This window comes from Mesorhizobium comanense, from assembly GCF_005503535.1.
GTDB lineage: Bacteria > Pseudomonadota > Alphaproteobacteria > Rhizobiales > Rhizobiaceae > Mesorhizobium > Mesorhizobium comanense.
In genome coordinates this window covers 47,107-61,943 of the sequence record NZ_SCNN01000018.1, presented here as the reverse complement: position 1 = coordinate 61,943, position 14,837 = coordinate 47,107, and the positions used below count along the sequence as shown (strand labels likewise).

Sequence of the window (14,837 nt, the reverse complement as noted above, 5' to 3'; positions counted from 1 at the left end):
GCACTTGCCGGAAGTTAGTGCCTTTACGGCTATGCTGCAGGCCTTCGGGGGTGAAGGCAGATGCGCGGGCGGAACTGGATAAAGGCATTGCGCCAGGATGAGGCGAGGCAGGTGCGGGCGCGCATCGCCGAGCTCGAAAAACGACTGACGACCGGCACATCCGCTGGTGGCCGCCAGCATCGGCACGAAGCAGGTCACGAATTGCGCAACGCGAAATTCCGCCTGGAGCGGCTCGAGGAGTGCATCGCCGCGATGCCCTGAATATCTCACATGCAATCCTTCCATGTGGCGCGCAAACCACTTTCCCGTACTGCCGACAATCACGCCGCCGGGCGATCGTTGCCGCGCCCGCTTCCCAGTTGCGAACAAAGCGGAAACGATGCTTGATGGGCGATGAACCTCGTCGCCCATGATTCGACCTTTCTGGAGGAGGCCGTCCAGCCTGCCTATCTCGCCCGGCTGAACGATGCCCAGCGTCAGGCGGTAGAGCATGGCGATGGCGGGGTCGCGGGACCGCTGCTGATCATCGCCGGTGCCGGATCGGGCAAGACCAACACGCTGGCGCATCGCGTCGCCCATATTGTCGTCAAGGGGGCTGATCCGCGCCGTATCCTGCTGATGACCTTTTCACGTCGCGCCGCGTCCGAAATGGCCAAGCGCGTCGAGCGCATCGCCGGCGAAGTGCTCGGCCGCGACGCGACCGTGGTCGCGGATGCGCTGACCTGGGCCGGCACCTTCCATGGCATCGGTGCGCGGCTGTTGCGTGACTATGCGCTGGAGATAGGCCTCGACCCGGCCTTCACCATTCATGATCGCGAAGATTCCGCCGACCTGATGAATCTCGTGCGCCACGAACTCGGCTTCTCCAGGACGGAAGCGCGCTTTCCAACCAAGGGCACCTGCCTTGCCATCTATTCGCGGGCCGTCAATGCGCAAGCACCGCTTGGCGAAGTGCTGGGATCCGCTTTTCCCTGGTGCGCCGGCTGGGCCGAGCAGCTGAAGCAGCTTTTTGCTGGGTATGTCGAAGCCAAGCAGGCTCAGAATGTGCTCGATTACGACGACCTGCTGCTCTACTGGGCGCAGATGGCGGCCGAGCCCGAAATAGCCGCCCATCTGGGTGAGCGCTTCGACCATGTGCTGGTGGATGAATATCAGGACACCAACCGCCTGCAGGCCTCGATCCTGACGGCTTTGAAGCCTGATGGCGCCGGGCTGACTGTGGTGGGTGACGACGCCCAGTCGATCTACTCGTTCCGCGCCGCCGAGGTGCGCAACATCCTCGACTTCCCAAATCAGTTCGCACGAACCGCCGATGTGGTCATGCTCGAACGCAATTACCGTTCCACCGAAACCATTCTCGCCGCCGCCAATGCGGTGATCGGCGAGGCTTCGGAGCGTTTCACCAAGAACCTCTGGTCGGAGCGAAAATCGACCGACAAACCGAGACTGGTGAGCGTGCGGGACGAAGTCGAGCAGGCCAATTTCGTCTGCGACACCATTCTGGCGGAACGTGAGGTGGGCACGGCGCTGAAGTCGCAAGCGGTGCTGTTTCGCACGTCTCATCACAGCGGGCCGCTGGAGATCGAGCTGACGCGGCGCAACATCCCCTTCGTCAAGTTCGGCGGTCTGAAATTCCTCGATGCCGCGCATGTCAAGGACGTGCTGGCGGTGCTGCGCTTTGCCGAGAATCCGCGTGACCGCGTCGCCGGCTTTCGCGTTTTACAACTGATGCCGGGCATCGGCCCTTCCGCTGCCGCGCAGATTGTCGAAACCATGACCTCCGCTCTCGACGAGGCCATGGGACTGGCCGGCTGGCGACCGCCGCAACGCGCGGCGGATGACTGGCCGGCTTTCGTCTCGCTTTATTCCGGTCTGCGTGCCGGCGCCAAATGGCCGGCCGATCTCGAACAGATCAGGTTGTGGTACGAGCCGCACCTGGAACGCATCCACGAGGACGCGACGACGCGCCGGGCCGACCTGTTGCAACTCGAGCAGATCGCGTCTGGTTACGCCTCGCGCGAACGATTCCTGACCGAGCTGACGCTCGACCCGCCTGATGCCACCAGCGACCAGGCCGGACCGCCGCACCGCGATGAGGACTATCTGATCCTGTCGACCATCCATTCCGCCAAGGGTCAGGAATGGAAGAACGTCTTCGTGCTCAACACGGTCGATGGCTGCATCCCGGCCGATCTCGGCGTCGGCACCAAGGAGGATATCGAGGAGGAGCGCCGGCTGCTCTATGTGGCGATGACGCGAGCCAAGGACAGCCTCAACCTCGTCATGCCGCAGCGCTTCTTCCCGCATGGGCAGGCTGCGCGCGGCGACCGCCATCTCTATGCCTCGCGCACCCGCTTCATCCCGGCCTCGATCCTCGCCGCGTTCCAGCAGGTTTCATGGCCAGGCGCGCAAGCGGCGCAGGGCAGGGCGCCACGGCCGGAGGTACGCGTCGACATTGGCGCGCGCATGCGCGGCATGTGGAAATAGCTGACGCCATGGCGCAATCGCCGATCAGGATCGCCATCGCCGGCGCGCTGGGCCGCATGGGCCGCCAGATGGTCGAGGCCGTCGAGGTCGATCCGCGCTTGGCGCTCGTCTCCCGCTTTCATCGCCCCGGCAGTGTCGGCGAAGGGCTGGTGAGCCGCGACGAGGCGCTTGCCACGGCCGATGTCGTGATCGATTTCACCACGCCTGCCGCATCGGCCGACCTGGCCAGGTTTTGTGCAAACCGGGGCGGCCCCGCTTTGGTCATCGGTTCGACAGGTTTCGATGATGCCGAACTGGCTGGCATAGCGGATGCCGCGAAATACATCGCCATTGTCCGCTCCGGCAGTTTTTCGCTTGGGCTCAACATGCTGGTCGGGTTGGTCGCGCAGGCGGCGAGGGCACTCGATGCCGAAGATTGGGACGCCGAGATTTTCGAGGCGCATCACCGGCACAAGGTCGATGCGCCGTCCGGTACCGCGCTGATGCTGGGCAAGGCCGTTGCCAGCGGACGCGGCGTCGAATTGGACATGGTCGCAAGGCGTGTCCGCGAAGGCGTCACGGGATCGCGGCCGGCCGGCGAGATCGGTTTTGCCGTGACGCGCGGCGGCAGCATCATCGGCGAACACAGCGTCAGCTTCTGTGCTGAAGGGGAAGTTGTTACCCTGTCGCATTCGGCTGGCGACCGCATCATGTTCGCGCGCGGCGCCATCGCCGCGGCGCTGTGGGTCGCCGGAAGGTCCCCAGGCGAATACGATATGCGTGACGTGCTCGGGTTTGCCGCCTCCTGAGCGGAAGGTCACAACGTTTTCATTTTCAACAGCCGCCAGAACGGCTGAAAGCCAGCTGAAAGCTTCGCCATGTCATGACGGCTGCGCGGCGTTCGCCGCGTGACCGGTTCGGGAGCGGCCGGCAAGGAGGAATGCGGTGCAGCCGGGATGGCGCGCCGCCCAGGTGGAGGATATCAAGTGACCGGTTTCATCTCGAAATCCATTTTGCGTTCAGCAGCGCTGACGCTTGCCATTGCCGCGACAGGTGCAACCGCGGCGTCCGCTGCGGAGAAGATCACCATCATCGTCGGTGGCATGGAAAAGCAGATCTACCTGCCGGCCGTACTCACCCAGCAGCTCGGCTACTTCAAGGATGAAGGGCTCGATGTCGAACTGGTCAATTCGCGCGCCGGTGTCGAGGCGGAGAATGAGCTGCTGGCGGGCGCGGTGCAGGGCGTCGTCGGCTTCTACGACCACACCGTCGACCTGCAGTCGAAAGGCAAATACATCCAGTCGATCGTCCAGTTCAGCCAGGCCCCGGGCGAGGTCGAACTGGTTTCGGCCAAACACCCGGAGATCAAGTCGCCGGCCGACTTCAAGGGCGCGACGCTCGGCGTCACCGGGCTCGGCTCATCGACCGACTTCCTCACCCAGTATCTTGCTGTGCGCAACGGCCTGAAGCCGGGCGACTACACGCTGCTGCCGGTCGGCGCCGGCAACACCTTCATCGCCGCCGTCAAGCAGGACCAGATCCAGGCCGGTATGACCACCGAGCCGACCATCGCACAATTGCTCAAGACCGGCGAAGCCAGCATCCTCGTCGACATGCGCACGCCCGAGAAGACCAAGGAAGCGCTGGGCGGCGACTACCCGGCGGCCTCCTTCTATGTCCAGTCGTCCTGGCTCGAAGGCCATAAGGAAGACGCGCAGAAGCTTGCCAATGCCTTCGTCAAGACGATGAAGTTCATCGCCAGCCATTCGGCCGAGGAGATCGCCGACAAGATGCCGAAGGACTATTACGCCGGCAACAAGGACCTCTACATCCAGGGTCTCGCCGGCGGCAAGGCGCAGTTCACCCCTGACGGCCGCATGCCGGCCGATGGTCCTGAGACGGTGCTCAAGGTTCTCTCGACCTTCTCCAAGAGCCTGCAGGGAAAGCAGATCGACCTGTCGAAGACTTTCACGACGGAATTCGTCGACGCCGCCAAATAGGCGTCGAGAGATGAGGGCGGGCTGTCCGGTCCGCCTTTTAAATTCAACGACTTGCGTCGGCTGTCTGAATCAATTCGGCAGCGGCGCCTTCGCGGACGCCGATGCGCGGCGAGCCCATGAGCTCAGCCCGCGGGCATTCCGCATCATCGCTACAGGAGTGTGCCATGCAACTGCAAACCATGGCGGCGCAGAAGCTGTCTCCGGCCGCGCCGCCGACCGATGCTGCCATCGCCATAGACGACGTCACTCTGCGCTTCGTCACGCCGGACGGCCACATGATGACGGCGATCCGCGATTTCACCATGTCGGTGGCGCGCGGCGAGTTTGCTTGCGTCGTCGGGCCGACCGGCTGCGGCAAGTCGACGACGCTCAACCTGGCCACCGGGCTGCTGCGGCCGACGACAGGCAATGTGCGCGTCATGGGCAATCCGGTGACCGGGATCAGCCGGGACATCGGCTTCGTCTTCCAGGCGGATGCACTCTTTCCCTGGCGCAGCGTCATCGACAATGTCGCCGCCGGGCCGCTCTATCGCGGTACGCCGAGGGCCGAAGCTCTCGATCGGGCACGCGACTGGATCGCCCGCGTCGGCCTTGCCCGTTTCGAGAAGCACTATCCCCACCAGCTTTCGGGCGGCATGCGCAAGCGCGTGGCGCTCGCCCAGACCTTCATCAACCAACCCAAGATCCTGCTGATGGACGAGCCGTTCAGCGCGCTGGACATGCAGACCCGCACCGCCATGCAGGACGAACTGCTTGAGCTGTGGTCGGAGCAGAAATCCTCCGTCGTCTTCGTCACGCATGACCTGGAAGAAGCGGTGGCGCTGGCCGACAAGGTCTATGTGCTGACCGCAGGCCCTGGGACGGTCAAGAGCGTCTACCGCATCGACCTGCCGCGCCCGCGCGTGATGGCGGACATACGATACGATCCGAACTTCATCGAGATCGCCAAGGTCATCTGGAACGATTTGCGCGAAGAGGTGCAGCTCGGCCAGAGCCGCGCCATGCAGACCGGCCATTGAGAGGAGAATCGACATGACAGCCATTTCTCCGGCGGCCGACAAGGGCGCCCAGCGCGAAACCTCGATCGCTGTCGCCGAGGCCCGGGCGAGGGCTCGCCTGCGGCGGCGCTATGCCTTGGTGATCGGCCTGCGGCTCGCCATCCTCGTCGTCTTCCTGGCCTTGTGGGAGCTTGGCGCGGATTACAATTTTATCGATCCGTTCTTCTTCTCCAGCCCCTCGGGAATATGGGAGCAGATATGGTCGTGGGTCACCGAGGGAACCTCGCAGGGGCCGCTCTGGTTGCAGATCTACGTGACGCTGGAAGAGACTTTCCTCGGCTTCGTCATCGGCGCGCTCGGCGGCATTGCCGCCGGCATCATCCTCGGCCGCAACCGGCTCTTGGCCGATGTCTTCTCGATCTACATCAAGATCGCCAATTCGGTCCCGCGCGTCGTGCTGGGCTCCGTCTTCATCATCGCCCTTGGCCTCGGCATGGCTTCAAAAGTGGCGCTCGCCGTGGTGATGGTGTTCTTCGTCGTCTTCGCCAATGCCTTCCAGGGCGTGCGCGAGGCCGACAGGGCGATGATCGCCAACGCCCAGATTCTTGGCGCTTCGCCGTGGCAGATCACCACCACGGTCATCATCCCCTCGGCGATGAGCTGGATTCTGGCCAGCCTGCATGTCAGTTTTGGCTTCGCGCTGGTGGGTGCCGTGGTCGGCGAATTCCTTGGCGCCAAGCAAGGCATGGGGCTGTTGATCTCCACCGCGCAGGGCGCCTTCAACGCCAACGGCGTGTTCGCCGCCATGATCATTCTCGCGGTCATGGCGCTGGTGGTGGAGTTCATCATCACCCGCTTCGAGAACTATGTGGTGAAATGGCGCCCCGCACCGTTCAGCGAGCAGGGCACCTGACCTAAGGCAGCGCCAAAGGCAACCGCACCTCGACCGCCAGGCCACCGGCCGCGCCATCGCCCAGCGTGACGCGGCCGCCGGCGGTTTCGGCCACTTCGCGCACGATGGCGAGCCCGAGCCCGGAGCCCTCCTCGGCGGAACCGGCGATCCGGTAGAACCGCTCCAGCACATGCTCGCGCTCGTCTGAGGGGATGCCGGGCCCGTCATCGATGACGGTCAGGATCGCTTCTCCATCAATGGCCGACAGCGTGACCGTGACGCTGCCGCCAGCCCTTGAGTACCGCACCGCATTGTCGACAAGGTTGACGATCATCTCTCGCAGCATCGTGCCGTCGCCGATCACTGGCACCGGACCGTCCTCGTCGAGGCCGAGATCGATCTTGCGGTTGATCGCCGCCGGCATCTGCGTTTCGAGGACGTGAAGGGCGGCTTCCGTCAGGTCGATGCGGTCGGCGCGCGGCCGCCGGCTGCCTGGCTCCGCCCGGGACAGGGTCAGAAGCTGTTCGGCCAGCCGTGCCAGCCGCCCGGAACTGGCCTGCAAGGCCACAAGTGCTTCCCTGCGCTGGTCGGCGGCATTCTCCCGAAGTGCATAGCTTGCCTGGGTCGACAGCAATGCGAGAGGCGTGCGCAATTGGTGCGCCGCATTGGCGATGAAACGCCGCTGTGCCGCCATCTGTGCCCGCACGCGCTCCCTGTAGGCGTTCAGCGCATCGATCAGTGGACGGATTTCGCTCTGGGCGCCGGAAACCTCGATGGCGCCGAGTTCGTTTCGGTCCGCCGAACGCACTGCATCACGCAACCGGATCAAGGGCGCCAGGCCGCGGTGAAGCCCAAGCAGCACGAACACGCCGGCGATCGCCACCAGCGCCAGCTGCTGGGCAAAGGCGCTGAGCCACAATCGCTTCACCATCGCATCATGGCCCGCCAAGGTCACGCCTACGGTGACGCTGATCGGTGAATCCTCCCCGGCACCGATTACCGGATGGCCAAGGGTGAGTAGCCGCAACGGATGGCCGCGATAACTCGCCCCGATGTTTTCATGCTGCGGCGCCTTGGGCAGGTCGGGATAGCCGGTCAACAGCCGCCCGCCAGCGGTTTCGACGCGGTAGTAGACGCTGTCGCGGTCGCCGGTGTCGAACATCTCGATCGCCGCCGGCGGGATCGTGGCGTCGAGCGCGCCGTCGGCCATGGCGACCCGTTCGGCGATGGCGCGCGCCGAGCCGACCAACATCCTGTCCGTCACCAGGTCGGCGGTCGCGAGCGCGTTGCGCTGGCTGGTCCACAGATTGATGGTCGCCAGCCCGGCCAGCGGCAGCACGACCCAGGCCAGGAGCTGCAGGCGAAGACTATTGATCCTCATGGCGCCAGGTCGTCAAAACGCAGCAAATAGCCGAGGCCGCGCAAGGTGGCGATCTGGACGCGTGACCCTTCCAGTTTCTTGCGCACGCGATGGACATAAATCTCGATGGCACTGGGATCGGCATCGGTCTCGAAATCGTAGATCGCCGCCGACAGCGCCGCCTTGCTCACCGTGCGTCCGGCCTTGACCACCAGTTGCTCGAGCACGGCATGTTCGCGCGGCGTCAGCGCAAGCGTCTGGCCGGAGAGCGAGAACAGCCTTGTATTGGTGTCGAAAACGAGATCGCCGCAGGTGATCACCGGTGCTGTGCGGTCGTTCGCGCGGCGCAGTTGTACGCGGATACGCGCTTCGAGTTCCTCGACCTGGAACGGTTTGGCGAGATAGTCGTCCGCGCCTTCGTTGAGACCCTTGACCCGGCCATCCAGGCTGGCGTTGGCGGTCAGCACGATCACCGGCACCGCGTTGCCGCGTGCCCTGAGCCAACGCAGCACCTCCAGCCCGCTCATCCGCGGCAGCGCAAGATCAAGGATCACGAGCGCATGGTCGCCAGCCGCCAGCGCATGCTCGACATCCTCGCCGTGATGGACAATGTCGACCACGTAGTTCGCCTGGCGCAAGGTCTTGCCCAGCCAGTCGGCCAGTTCGCGATTGTCCTCAACAAGCAGCAGTCGCATGTCTACGGCAGCTCCGGATCCCATCCGAGGTTCTTCCAACGGATCGCCCGGGCTTGAAGGGCCGTGGCACCCGATGATCTGCGTTGAATGAGCGACAGTATCGAGGTCAACGCAAGATAAATGCGGTCTGGTCTCGCCCATGAGCCCTCAGCGACAGGACATATCAAGCCGATTTCAGCGTCAAATCGAACCGAACGGTTCGGTTCTGGTTGACAGATTGTATCGCATATAGTGAACAATGACGTCTGATAAGGCCCCTTTTGCAGATCTGGCACAATAGGTAAAGCCATGAAATTATTGCATAAAAAGTGCCAAACTTGCTGCAATGCAATATGCATTGTTCATAATATAATGAAGTTGAGCAAAACCGACGCCTCTGGAAATCGCAAACTGCCACTCCTATTTCGAGGTGGTCCGAGCGACGCGAAATTCCTCCCAAGGGCACGCCACTAGACGGACAGGACCAAAAACTGGAGTAACCAAAATGACCAAGATCGCTCTTACCGCCGCGGCCATCCTCGTTGCCACGGGCACCGCTTTCGCCGGCAGCGACAACTTCGGCTCCAACAATGCCAATCAGCCCGCCGCCGCCGTCGATCATACGGTGACCGCTTCGATCTCCAAGTCGACCGCTGCGACCGTCCAGGCCCAGCAGGGCGCTGACCGCAACCTCTTCGGCCGCTAATCGCGACTGCTCGTCAACCAACCTTCAATTCAGGAGTATTTAAAATGACCAAGATCGCTCTTACCGCCGCCGCCATCCTCGTCGCCACGGGCACCGCTTTTGCCGGCAGCGACCACTTTGGCTCGGACAACGCCAACCAGCCGGTTGTCAGCCAGTCCACTTCCAATGTCGACACCCTCCACACCGGCTCGATCCTGAAGTCCGAGAAGACGCAGGCTGATGCCAATGCCAAGGTGCCGGCTCAGTCGGGCCAGGGTATCTGGGGCCGCTAATTCCTTCGACCTCGCATGACTACAAAGAGCGGTGGGCTTGGCCCGCCGCTCTTGTTTTTTGAGCAGAGGTTTTGAGCCGGAAGCGTCGGCATGCCGACGCGCTCACAGCAAGCATCTCACACGAAAAACAGCGTTCGCTCCACGATATCACCACGGCCATTCCGCTGATGACTAGCCGCTATGCGGTTACCCACCCGAGGTGTCAGCCGGTGTGCTTGCCGAAATCGAACCGATCGGTTCAATTAATGTTGAAGAGCCGTGAGGGGTGAGGCGGGCGGAAGAGCTCTGAAACACTATGTTACTCTCCGTGATTAATCTAATAACTATATGATATTATTTAATAAAGAGCCGGTTACGCGGGTTCGCCACTGCGCTTCAAGGTTTTGAAATCGCGCCGTGAGGGAACAAGTTCGTGATTGGAAGTCGGCAAACCAACGACCCATTTCCGAATTGTCCGAGCGACGCGAAATTCCTCCCAAGGGCACGCCACTAGACGGACAGGACTAAAAACTGGAGTAACCAAAATGACCAAGATCGCTCTTACCGCCGCCGCCATCCTCGTTGCCACGGGCACCGCTTTCGCCGGCAGCGACCATTTTGAATCGGACGGTGCCAACCAGCCGGCCATCACCGCGCCCGCGGGCAATATCGATCACGGCTACACCGCTTCGATCCGCAAGCCGGTCGAGCACCATGGCTTCAAGCTGACGCCTGATTCCAACCAGCCGGAATCCGGCCAGGGCAATTGGGGCAACTGATCCATGCGGATGCCCCAACGACAAAGAGCGGCGGGCTTGACCCGCCGCTCTTGTCTTTTGGGAGGGGCCAAACCGTTGCCCCGGTTCGCCAGCCGAGCTTCGCAGTCGGCAAAAAAATTTCGGGTTCAGGAATAAAACCAGGCCGCTTCAGGTCTTGTCCTCAGCGGAACCGTCCTCCCAAGACGCCGCCCAACGGATGAACCAGGAGATTGAAATGAACAGGATTCCTCTCGCGATCGCCGCCATTCTCATTGCGACCGGCAGTGCTTTTGCCGGCAGCGACCACTTTGGCTCGGACAATGCAAACCAGCCCGCGGCTCCCGCCACCGGCGTCGATCATGCGGTCACCGGCGCGGTGAAGGCCACCGACATGGCCAAGCACAAGGCCGTTGTTTCCAAGACCAACACCAGCACCGAATGGCCCGAACCCGGCCAGGGCAATTGGGGCAATTGAGGCCTCGAGTCTAGCCCAGGTCCTTCGGACGCAAGCAGTGAGTGAGCCTGGCGGAAGACAGGCCGGACCAATCACCCTCGAAGACAAAGCGCGCAACGGCTGCCGTCGGGAACTTTTCCTCGAGCCGCTTGTGCGCCTTTGTCTCCGAGCCTTGGCCGGCCAGCAGCTTGGCCAATTCCTGCAGGCCCGGATTGTGGCCGACCACCACGAGGCAACCGCTTGAGGGGTCGGCCCTGCGGATCTGGGCCAGAATATCCTGCGGCAAGGCATCATAGAGTGGCTCGGCGAGAGCGATCCTTGGATGCACCTGCAGTTCCGCGGCCACCAGCCCCCAGGTGTCAACGGTACGCCGCGCCGGCGATACCAGCGCGAGGTCCGGCAGCCAGTCGCGGGCGGCGAGCTCACGCCCCATCAATCGGGCGGCTTTCACGCCGCGTTCGGCAAGCGGCCGGTCGAAATCGTCGAGGTCGGGGTCGTCCCAGCTCGACTTGGCGTGGCGAAGCAGAAGAAGCTGTTTCATCGCCGCGCTTTCTGCTCAGGGTGTAATACGCGCCAGGTGCTCGAGATCGGCTTCCTCGCGCAGCGGGTCGGGCGCCATCACCACCGACGTGCCGTTGTCGGCATCGTCGGCGAAATGGGCAAGCACCGTCCGGCCGGCTTCCATGCGAGCCTTGCCTTCGGCGACCAGCCCCAGCGCCAGCGGATAGAGCCGGTGCTCGGCTTTCAGCACCCGGGCAGCGAGTGTATCGGCATTGTCGCCGATCATCACCGGCACGGCCGCCTGGGCGATGATCGGCCCGTCATCCATCTCGGGCGTGACAAAGTGAACCGTGCAGCCATGGATGCGCATGCCGCCGGCAAGCGCCCGCGCATGGGTGTCGAGGCCCTTGAAGGCCGGCAGCAGGGCGGGGTGGATATTGATCATGCGGCCCTGCCATTTCTGGACGAAGCCGGAGGTGAGGATGCGCATGTATCCGGCCAGCGCCACGATCTCGGCATTGAACGTAGCGAGCGCGGCGTCGATCGCCGCATCATGCGCCTGCTTGCTGCCATGATCGGCGCGGGCGATGACCTGCGTGGCGATGCCGCGCGCCCTGGCGACGCCGAGGCCGGCGGCATCCGCCTTGTCGGAAATCACGCCGACGATCTCGGCCGGGAAGGCCGGATCGCTGGCCGCCGCGATCAGCGCGGTCATGTTGGAGCCGCGCCCCGAGATCAGAACGACGGTGCGTTTCCTCGGGGTGCTCATAGGCCGATCGAGCCCCTGTAGATGACGCCGGTGTCGCGGCGCGGCACGATGCGGCCGATCGGCGTCACCGTCTCGCCGGCTTCCTGCAGAACCGCGGCAACCTGCGCTGCTTGGCCCGAAGCGACCACCAGGATCATGCCGATGCCGCAGTTGAAAGTGCGCATCATCTCTTCCGGCGCCACGCCGCCAGTCTTGGCCAGCCACGAGAACACCGGCGGCACGTCGATGGCCTGCAGATCGAGCTCGGCCGAGAAATCCTTGGGCAGCACGCGCGGAATGTTTTCCGGGAAGCCGCCACCGGTGATGTGAGCCAGCGCCTTGATGCCATGCGTGTTGCGGATCGCCTTGAGGATCGACTTGACATAGATGCGCGTCGGCTCGAGCAGTGCCTCGGCCAGCGTCGCCTGATCGTTGAATGGCGCGGGATCCGTCCATGCCAGCCCGCTCGCCGCCACGATACGGCGCACCAGCGAGAAGCCGTTCGAGTGCACGCCGGAAGAGGCGAGGCCAAGCAGCACATCACCCTCGACGATGTCGTCGGTGGGCAGAAGCTGGCCGCGTTCGGCCGCGCCCACGGCAAAGCCGGCAAGGTCATAGTCGTTGCCATGGTACATACCCGGCATTTCAGCCGTCTCGCCGCCGATCAGCGCGCAGCCGGCCTGCCGGCAACCCTCGGCGATGCCGCCAACGATCGACGCGCCCTGGTCCGGGTCGAGCTTGCCGGTCGCGAAATAATCGAGGAAGAACAGCGGTTCGGCGCCTTGCACGACGATGTCGTTGACGCACATGGCGACCAGATCGATGCCGATCGTGTCATGCTTGCCGGCGTCGATGGCGATCTTGAGCTTGGTGCCGACACCGTCATTGGCAGCGACCAGTACCGGATCTGTGAAGCCGGCCGCCTTGAGGTCGAACAGTCCGCCGAAGCCGCCGATCTCCCCGTCGGCGCCCGGCCGGCGGGTGGCACGCACCAGCGGCTTGATCTTCTCGACCATGAGATTGCCGGCATCGATATCGACACCGGCCTCGGCATAAGTGAGCCCGTTCGTGCGCTCGGCCGTTTTGTGCTGGCTTGTGTCGCGCTTGCTCATCGCAATTTTCCTGCTCGTTTGCGGGCTCTTCGCATGAATGGTTTCGGCCTGCAAGGATAACGGCGGAGCCGGTCGGTGTTTGGGCCGACAAAAGCGTGGATAGCGCGGCGCAAGCCATGGCGCTCATACACGGGCAAAGGGCCGGCTCGTCCCTTGTTTCAGCTCTCTGTCCTGCTCATCTATCCCGAAACGGACATGGCGGGACAATGCTTTGACCATCCCCAACCTGATTACCATCCTGCGGCTGGTCCTGGTGCCCGCCGTGGTGCTGGCCATGCTGCAGGCGCGTTGGGACTGGGCTTTCGCCGGCTTCGTCGTCGCCGGTGTGTCGGATGGCGTCGATGGTTATATCGCGCGCCGCTACGACCAGCAGTCCAGGCTCGGTGCCTATCTCGATCCGATGGCCGACAAGCTGCTTCTGGTTTCGGTGTTTGTCGTCATGGGCTTCATCGGCCAGTTGCCGCTGTGGCTGGTCGTCACCATGGTGTCGCGCGACGCGCTGATCGTCTGCGCGGTCCTGTTGTCGACGGTGATGGCCCATCCGGTCGAGGTGAAGCCGCTGTTCGTGTCGAAGGCCAACACCGCCGTCCAGATCGTGCTGGCGGCGGTGGTGCTTGGCGAACTGGCCTTTGCCATCCATCTCGACCCGCTACGGCCGGCCCTCATATTACTGTCCGGGGTCTTGACCGTGGCTTCGGCCGCGGCCTATCTCGTGGCTTGGCTGAGACATATGAACGGCTATGGCGAAAGCTCCACGACAGACACCTGACGAAGGCTGGACGGCGACGGCCACCACCGCGTTCCGCCGCCAGCTTGCGTTCTGGCTGATTTCGGCCGTCCTGCTGGCCTTGTTCCTCTATGTCTTCTCGGGCATCCTCTTGCCGTTCGTCGCCGGCATGGTGCTCGCTTATTTCCTCGACCCGGTCGCCGACTGGCTGCAGCGGCTCGGCCTCTCCAGGCTGATGGCCACGGTGGTCATCCTGATCGCCTTCATCGTCATCGTGGTGCTGGCTTTCGTCATCCTGGTGCCGGTGCTGGCGACGCAGATGGCCGATTTCGGCCGCAAGCTGCCCGAATATCTCACCCGGTTGCAGTCGCTGATCACCAGCTTCGACCCGAAATGGCTGGAGCAGCGCTTCGGCGTCAATGCCGGCGGCCTGCGTGACGGGCTGAATTCGCTGCTGACCTCCGGCTTCAGCCTCCTCACCACCGTCTTCACCTCGATCTGGAGTTCGGGCGTGGCTCTGGTCTCGGTGGTCAGCCTGTTCGTCGTCACGCCGGTCGTCGCCTTCTACATGTTGCTCGACTGGGATCGTATGGTGGCCACCGTCGACAGCTGGGTGCCGCGGGACTATGTCGAGACCGTGCGGGCGCTTGCGCGCGACATCAACACCGCAACCGCCGGTTTCGTGCGCGGTCAGGGCACGCTGTGTCTGGTGCTTGGCGCCATGTATGCCACGGGCCTCACGGTCACCGGGTTGAACTTCGCCATCCTGATCGGCTTCTTTGCCGGCCTGATCTCCTTCATTCCCTACGTCGGGTCGCTGACGGGCCTGGTGCTCGCCGTCGGTGTCGCCTTCGTCCAGTTCTGGCCGGACTGGACGATGATCGTGGCGGTGGCCTGCGTGTTCTTCGTTGGCCAGTTCATCGAGGGCAACATCCTGCAGCCCAGGCTGGTCGGCAAGAGCGTCGGCTTGCATCCTGTGTGGTTGATGTTCGCGCTGTTCGCCTTCGGCGCGCTGTTTGGGTTTGTCGGCCTGCTGATCGCGGTGCCGGCCTCGGCCGCGGTCGCGGTGCTGGTGCGATTTGCCATTGCCCGTTATCTCGAATCGCCGCTCTACAAGGGCCATGGCGAAGCGGCTCCGCCTTTGCCGGCTGATCGCGGCGGAGGCCATCGATCACAGCCGCGTCGCTGAA

17 protein-coding genes are annotated in these 14,837 nt (G+C 63.5%); 12 read left to right on the top strand and 5 right to left on the bottom strand.

The annotated features are described in order from the left end of the window. Positions 1 to 60 precede the first annotated feature (60 nt). The 6 genes from FFS37_RS25685 (at position 61) to FFS37_RS25660 (ending at position 6,377) form a co-directional block, all read left to right on the top strand. Entirely contained in the window at positions 61 to 261 is a 201-nt protein-coding gene (locus tag FFS37_RS25685; RefSeq protein ID WP_137933769.1) for a hypothetical protein, read from the top strand. A gap of 132 nt (positions 262 to 393) precedes the next feature. Beyond that, positions 394 to 2,487, top strand: a complete 2,094-nt coding sequence (locus tag FFS37_RS25680; protein ID WP_137933768.1) for an ATP-dependent helicase — start codon at positions 394 to 396, stop codon at positions 2,485 to 2,487. An 8-nt stretch (positions 2,488 to 2,495) separates the two neighbouring features. Continuing rightward, a complete protein-coding gene (gene dapB, locus FFS37_RS25675; RefSeq protein WP_137933767.1) occupies positions 2,496 to 3,275 on the top strand; it encodes a 4-hydroxy-tetrahydrodipicolinate reductase in 780 nt (259 codons plus the stop codon). Between the two features lie 189 nt (positions 3,276 to 3,464). Then, positions 3,465 to 4,466, top strand: coding sequence for an ABC transporter substrate-binding protein (locus tag FFS37_RS25670; RefSeq protein WP_408631451.1), 1,002 nt, complete (start codon positions 3,465 to 3,467; stop codon positions 4,464 to 4,466). Between the two features lie 164 nt (positions 4,467 to 4,630). Beyond that, complete coding sequence (locus FFS37_RS25665) at positions 4,631 to 5,485, top strand: ABC transporter ATP-binding protein (protein ID WP_137933765.1); 855 nt, start codon at positions 4,631 to 4,633, stop codon at positions 5,483 to 5,485. Between the two features lie 13 nt (positions 5,486 to 5,498). Next, the gene (locus FFS37_RS25660; protein ID WP_137933764.1) at positions 5,499 to 6,377 is read left to right on the top strand and encodes an ABC transporter permease; all 879 of its coding nucleotides are present in this window, start codon (positions 5,499 to 5,501) and stop codon (positions 6,375 to 6,377) included. A 1-nt stretch (position 6,378) separates the two neighbouring features. Here FFS37_RS25660 and FFS37_RS25655 read toward each other — a convergent pair whose 3' ends face one another. Then, a complete protein-coding gene (locus FFS37_RS25655) occupies positions 6,379 to 7,737 on the bottom strand; it encodes a sensor histidine kinase (RefSeq protein WP_137933763.1) in 1,359 nt (452 codons plus the stop codon). Then, positions 7,734 to 8,411: a response regulator gene (locus FFS37_RS25650; protein WP_137933762.1), complete on the bottom strand. Its 678-nt coding sequence runs from the start codon at positions 8,409 to 8,411 to the stop codon at positions 7,734 to 7,736. The genes FFS37_RS25655 and FFS37_RS25650 overlap by 4 nt, the downstream gene beginning before the upstream one ends. 484 nt (positions 8,412 to 8,895) lie before the next feature. Between FFS37_RS25650 and FFS37_RS25645 the strand changes: the two genes are divergently transcribed. The 4 genes from FFS37_RS25645 to FFS37_RS25630 all read left to right on the top strand — a co-directional run bounded on the left by FFS37_RS25645 (position 8,896) and on the right by FFS37_RS25630 (position 10,580). Beyond that, positions 8,896 to 9,096: a DUF680 domain-containing protein gene (locus tag FFS37_RS25645; RefSeq protein ID WP_137933761.1), complete on the top strand. Its 201-nt coding sequence runs from the start codon at positions 8,896 to 8,898 to the stop codon at positions 9,094 to 9,096. A gap of 44 nt (positions 9,097 to 9,140) precedes the next feature. Beyond that, the gene (locus FFS37_RS25640; protein ID WP_137933760.1) at positions 9,141 to 9,368 is read left to right on the top strand and encodes a DUF680 domain-containing protein; all 228 of its coding nucleotides are present in this window, start codon (positions 9,141 to 9,143) and stop codon (positions 9,366 to 9,368) included. 524 nt (positions 9,369 to 9,892) lie between these two features. Continuing rightward, positions 9,893 to 10,126, top strand: coding sequence for a DUF680 domain-containing protein (locus FFS37_RS25635; protein ID WP_137933759.1), 234 nt, complete (start codon positions 9,893 to 9,895; stop codon positions 10,124 to 10,126). 214 nt (positions 10,127 to 10,340) lie between these two features. Beyond that, positions 10,341 to 10,580 carry a DUF680 domain-containing protein gene (locus tag FFS37_RS25630; RefSeq protein WP_137933758.1) on the top strand — a complete coding sequence of 80 codons (240 nt, stop codon included), beginning with the start codon at positions 10,341 to 10,343 and terminating at the stop codon, positions 10,578 to 10,580. Between the two features lie 10 nt (positions 10,581 to 10,590). On the opposite strand, the gene FFS37_RS25625 is transcribed toward FFS37_RS25630, so the two are convergent. Genes FFS37_RS25625 through purM form a run of 3 tightly spaced genes read right to left on the bottom strand, consistent with a single transcriptional unit; the run spans position 10,591 to position 12,920 of the window. Then, entirely contained in the window at positions 10,591 to 11,100 is a 510-nt protein-coding gene (locus FFS37_RS25625) for a SixA phosphatase family protein (RefSeq protein ID WP_137933757.1), read from the bottom strand. 15 nt (positions 11,101 to 11,115) lie between these two features. Then, positions 11,116 to 11,829, bottom strand: a complete 714-nt coding sequence (purN, locus tag FFS37_RS25620) for a phosphoribosylglycinamide formyltransferase (RefSeq protein ID WP_137933756.1) — start codon at positions 11,827 to 11,829, stop codon at positions 11,116 to 11,118. Beyond that, on the bottom strand, positions 11,826 to 12,920 hold the full coding sequence (gene purM, locus FFS37_RS25615) for a phosphoribosylformylglycinamidine cyclo-ligase (protein WP_137933755.1): 1,095 nt from the start codon (positions 12,918 to 12,920) through the stop codon (positions 11,826 to 11,828). The genes purN and purM overlap by 4 nt, the downstream gene beginning before the upstream one ends. A 211-nt stretch (positions 12,921 to 13,131) precedes the next feature. Here purM and FFS37_RS25610 point away from each other — a divergent pair, with 211 nt between their 5' ends. Beyond that, on the top strand, positions 13,132 to 13,689 hold the full coding sequence (locus FFS37_RS25610; protein WP_137933754.1) for a CDP-alcohol phosphatidyltransferase family protein: 558 nt from the start codon (positions 13,132 to 13,134) through the stop codon (positions 13,687 to 13,689). Further along, positions 13,661 to 14,836 (top strand): AI-2E family transporter, encoded by a 1,176-nt coding sequence (locus FFS37_RS25605; protein WP_137933753.1) that lies wholly within the window; start codon positions 13,661 to 13,663, stop codon positions 14,834 to 14,836. The genes FFS37_RS25610 and FFS37_RS25605 overlap by 29 nt, the downstream gene beginning before the upstream one ends. Position 14,837 lies beyond the last annotated feature (1 nt).

What these genes read in the sequence shown, in the direction of transcription:
- FFS37_RS25685 (WP_137933769.1), top strand. Translation starts at nt 61, where the DNA reads ATGCGCGGGCGGAACTGGATAAAGGCATTGCGCCAGGATGAGGCGAGG.
- FFS37_RS25680 (WP_137933768.1), top strand. Translation starts at nt 394, where the DNA reads ATGAACCTCGTCGCCCATGATTCGACCTTTCTGGAGGAGGCCGTCCAG.
- dapB (WP_137933767.1), top strand. Translation starts at nt 2,496, where the DNA reads ATGGCGCAATCGCCGATCAGGATCGCCATCGCCGGCGCGCTGGGCCGC.
- FFS37_RS25665 (WP_137933765.1), top strand. Translation starts at nt 4,631, where the DNA reads ATGCAACTGCAAACCATGGCGGCGCAGAAGCTGTCTCCGGCCGCGCCG.
- FFS37_RS25660 (WP_137933764.1), top strand. Translation starts at nt 5,499, where the DNA reads ATGACAGCCATTTCTCCGGCGGCCGACAAGGGCGCCCAGCGCGAAACC.
- FFS37_RS25655 (WP_137933763.1), bottom strand. Translation starts at nt 7,737, where the DNA reads ATGAGGATCAATAGTCTTCGCCTGCAGCTCCTGGCCTGGGTCGTGCTG.
- FFS37_RS25650 (WP_137933762.1), bottom strand. Translation starts at nt 8,411, where the DNA reads ATGCGACTGCTGCTTGTTGAGGACAATCGCGAACTGGCCGACTGGCTG.
- FFS37_RS25645 (WP_137933761.1), top strand. Translation starts at nt 8,896, where the DNA reads ATGACCAAGATCGCTCTTACCGCCGCGGCCATCCTCGTTGCCACGGGC.
- FFS37_RS25640 (WP_137933760.1), top strand. Translation starts at nt 9,141, where the DNA reads ATGACCAAGATCGCTCTTACCGCCGCCGCCATCCTCGTCGCCACGGGC.
- FFS37_RS25635 (WP_137933759.1), top strand. Translation starts at nt 9,893, where the DNA reads ATGACCAAGATCGCTCTTACCGCCGCCGCCATCCTCGTTGCCACGGGC.
- FFS37_RS25630 (WP_137933758.1), top strand. Translation starts at nt 10,341, where the DNA reads ATGAACAGGATTCCTCTCGCGATCGCCGCCATTCTCATTGCGACCGGC.
- FFS37_RS25625 (WP_137933757.1), bottom strand. Translation starts at nt 11,100, where the DNA reads ATGAAACAGCTTCTTCTGCTTCGCCACGCCAAGTCGAGCTGGGACGAC.
- purN (WP_137933756.1), bottom strand. Translation starts at nt 11,829, where the DNA reads ATGAGCACCCCGAGGAAACGCACCGTCGTTCTGATCTCGGGGCGCGGC.
- purM (WP_137933755.1), bottom strand. Translation starts at nt 12,920, where the DNA reads ATGAGCAAGCGCGACACAAGCCAGCACAAAACGGCCGAGCGCACGAAC.
- FFS37_RS25605 (WP_137933753.1), top strand. Translation starts at nt 13,661, where the DNA reads ATGGCGAAAGCTCCACGACAGACACCTGACGAAGGCTGGACGGCGACG.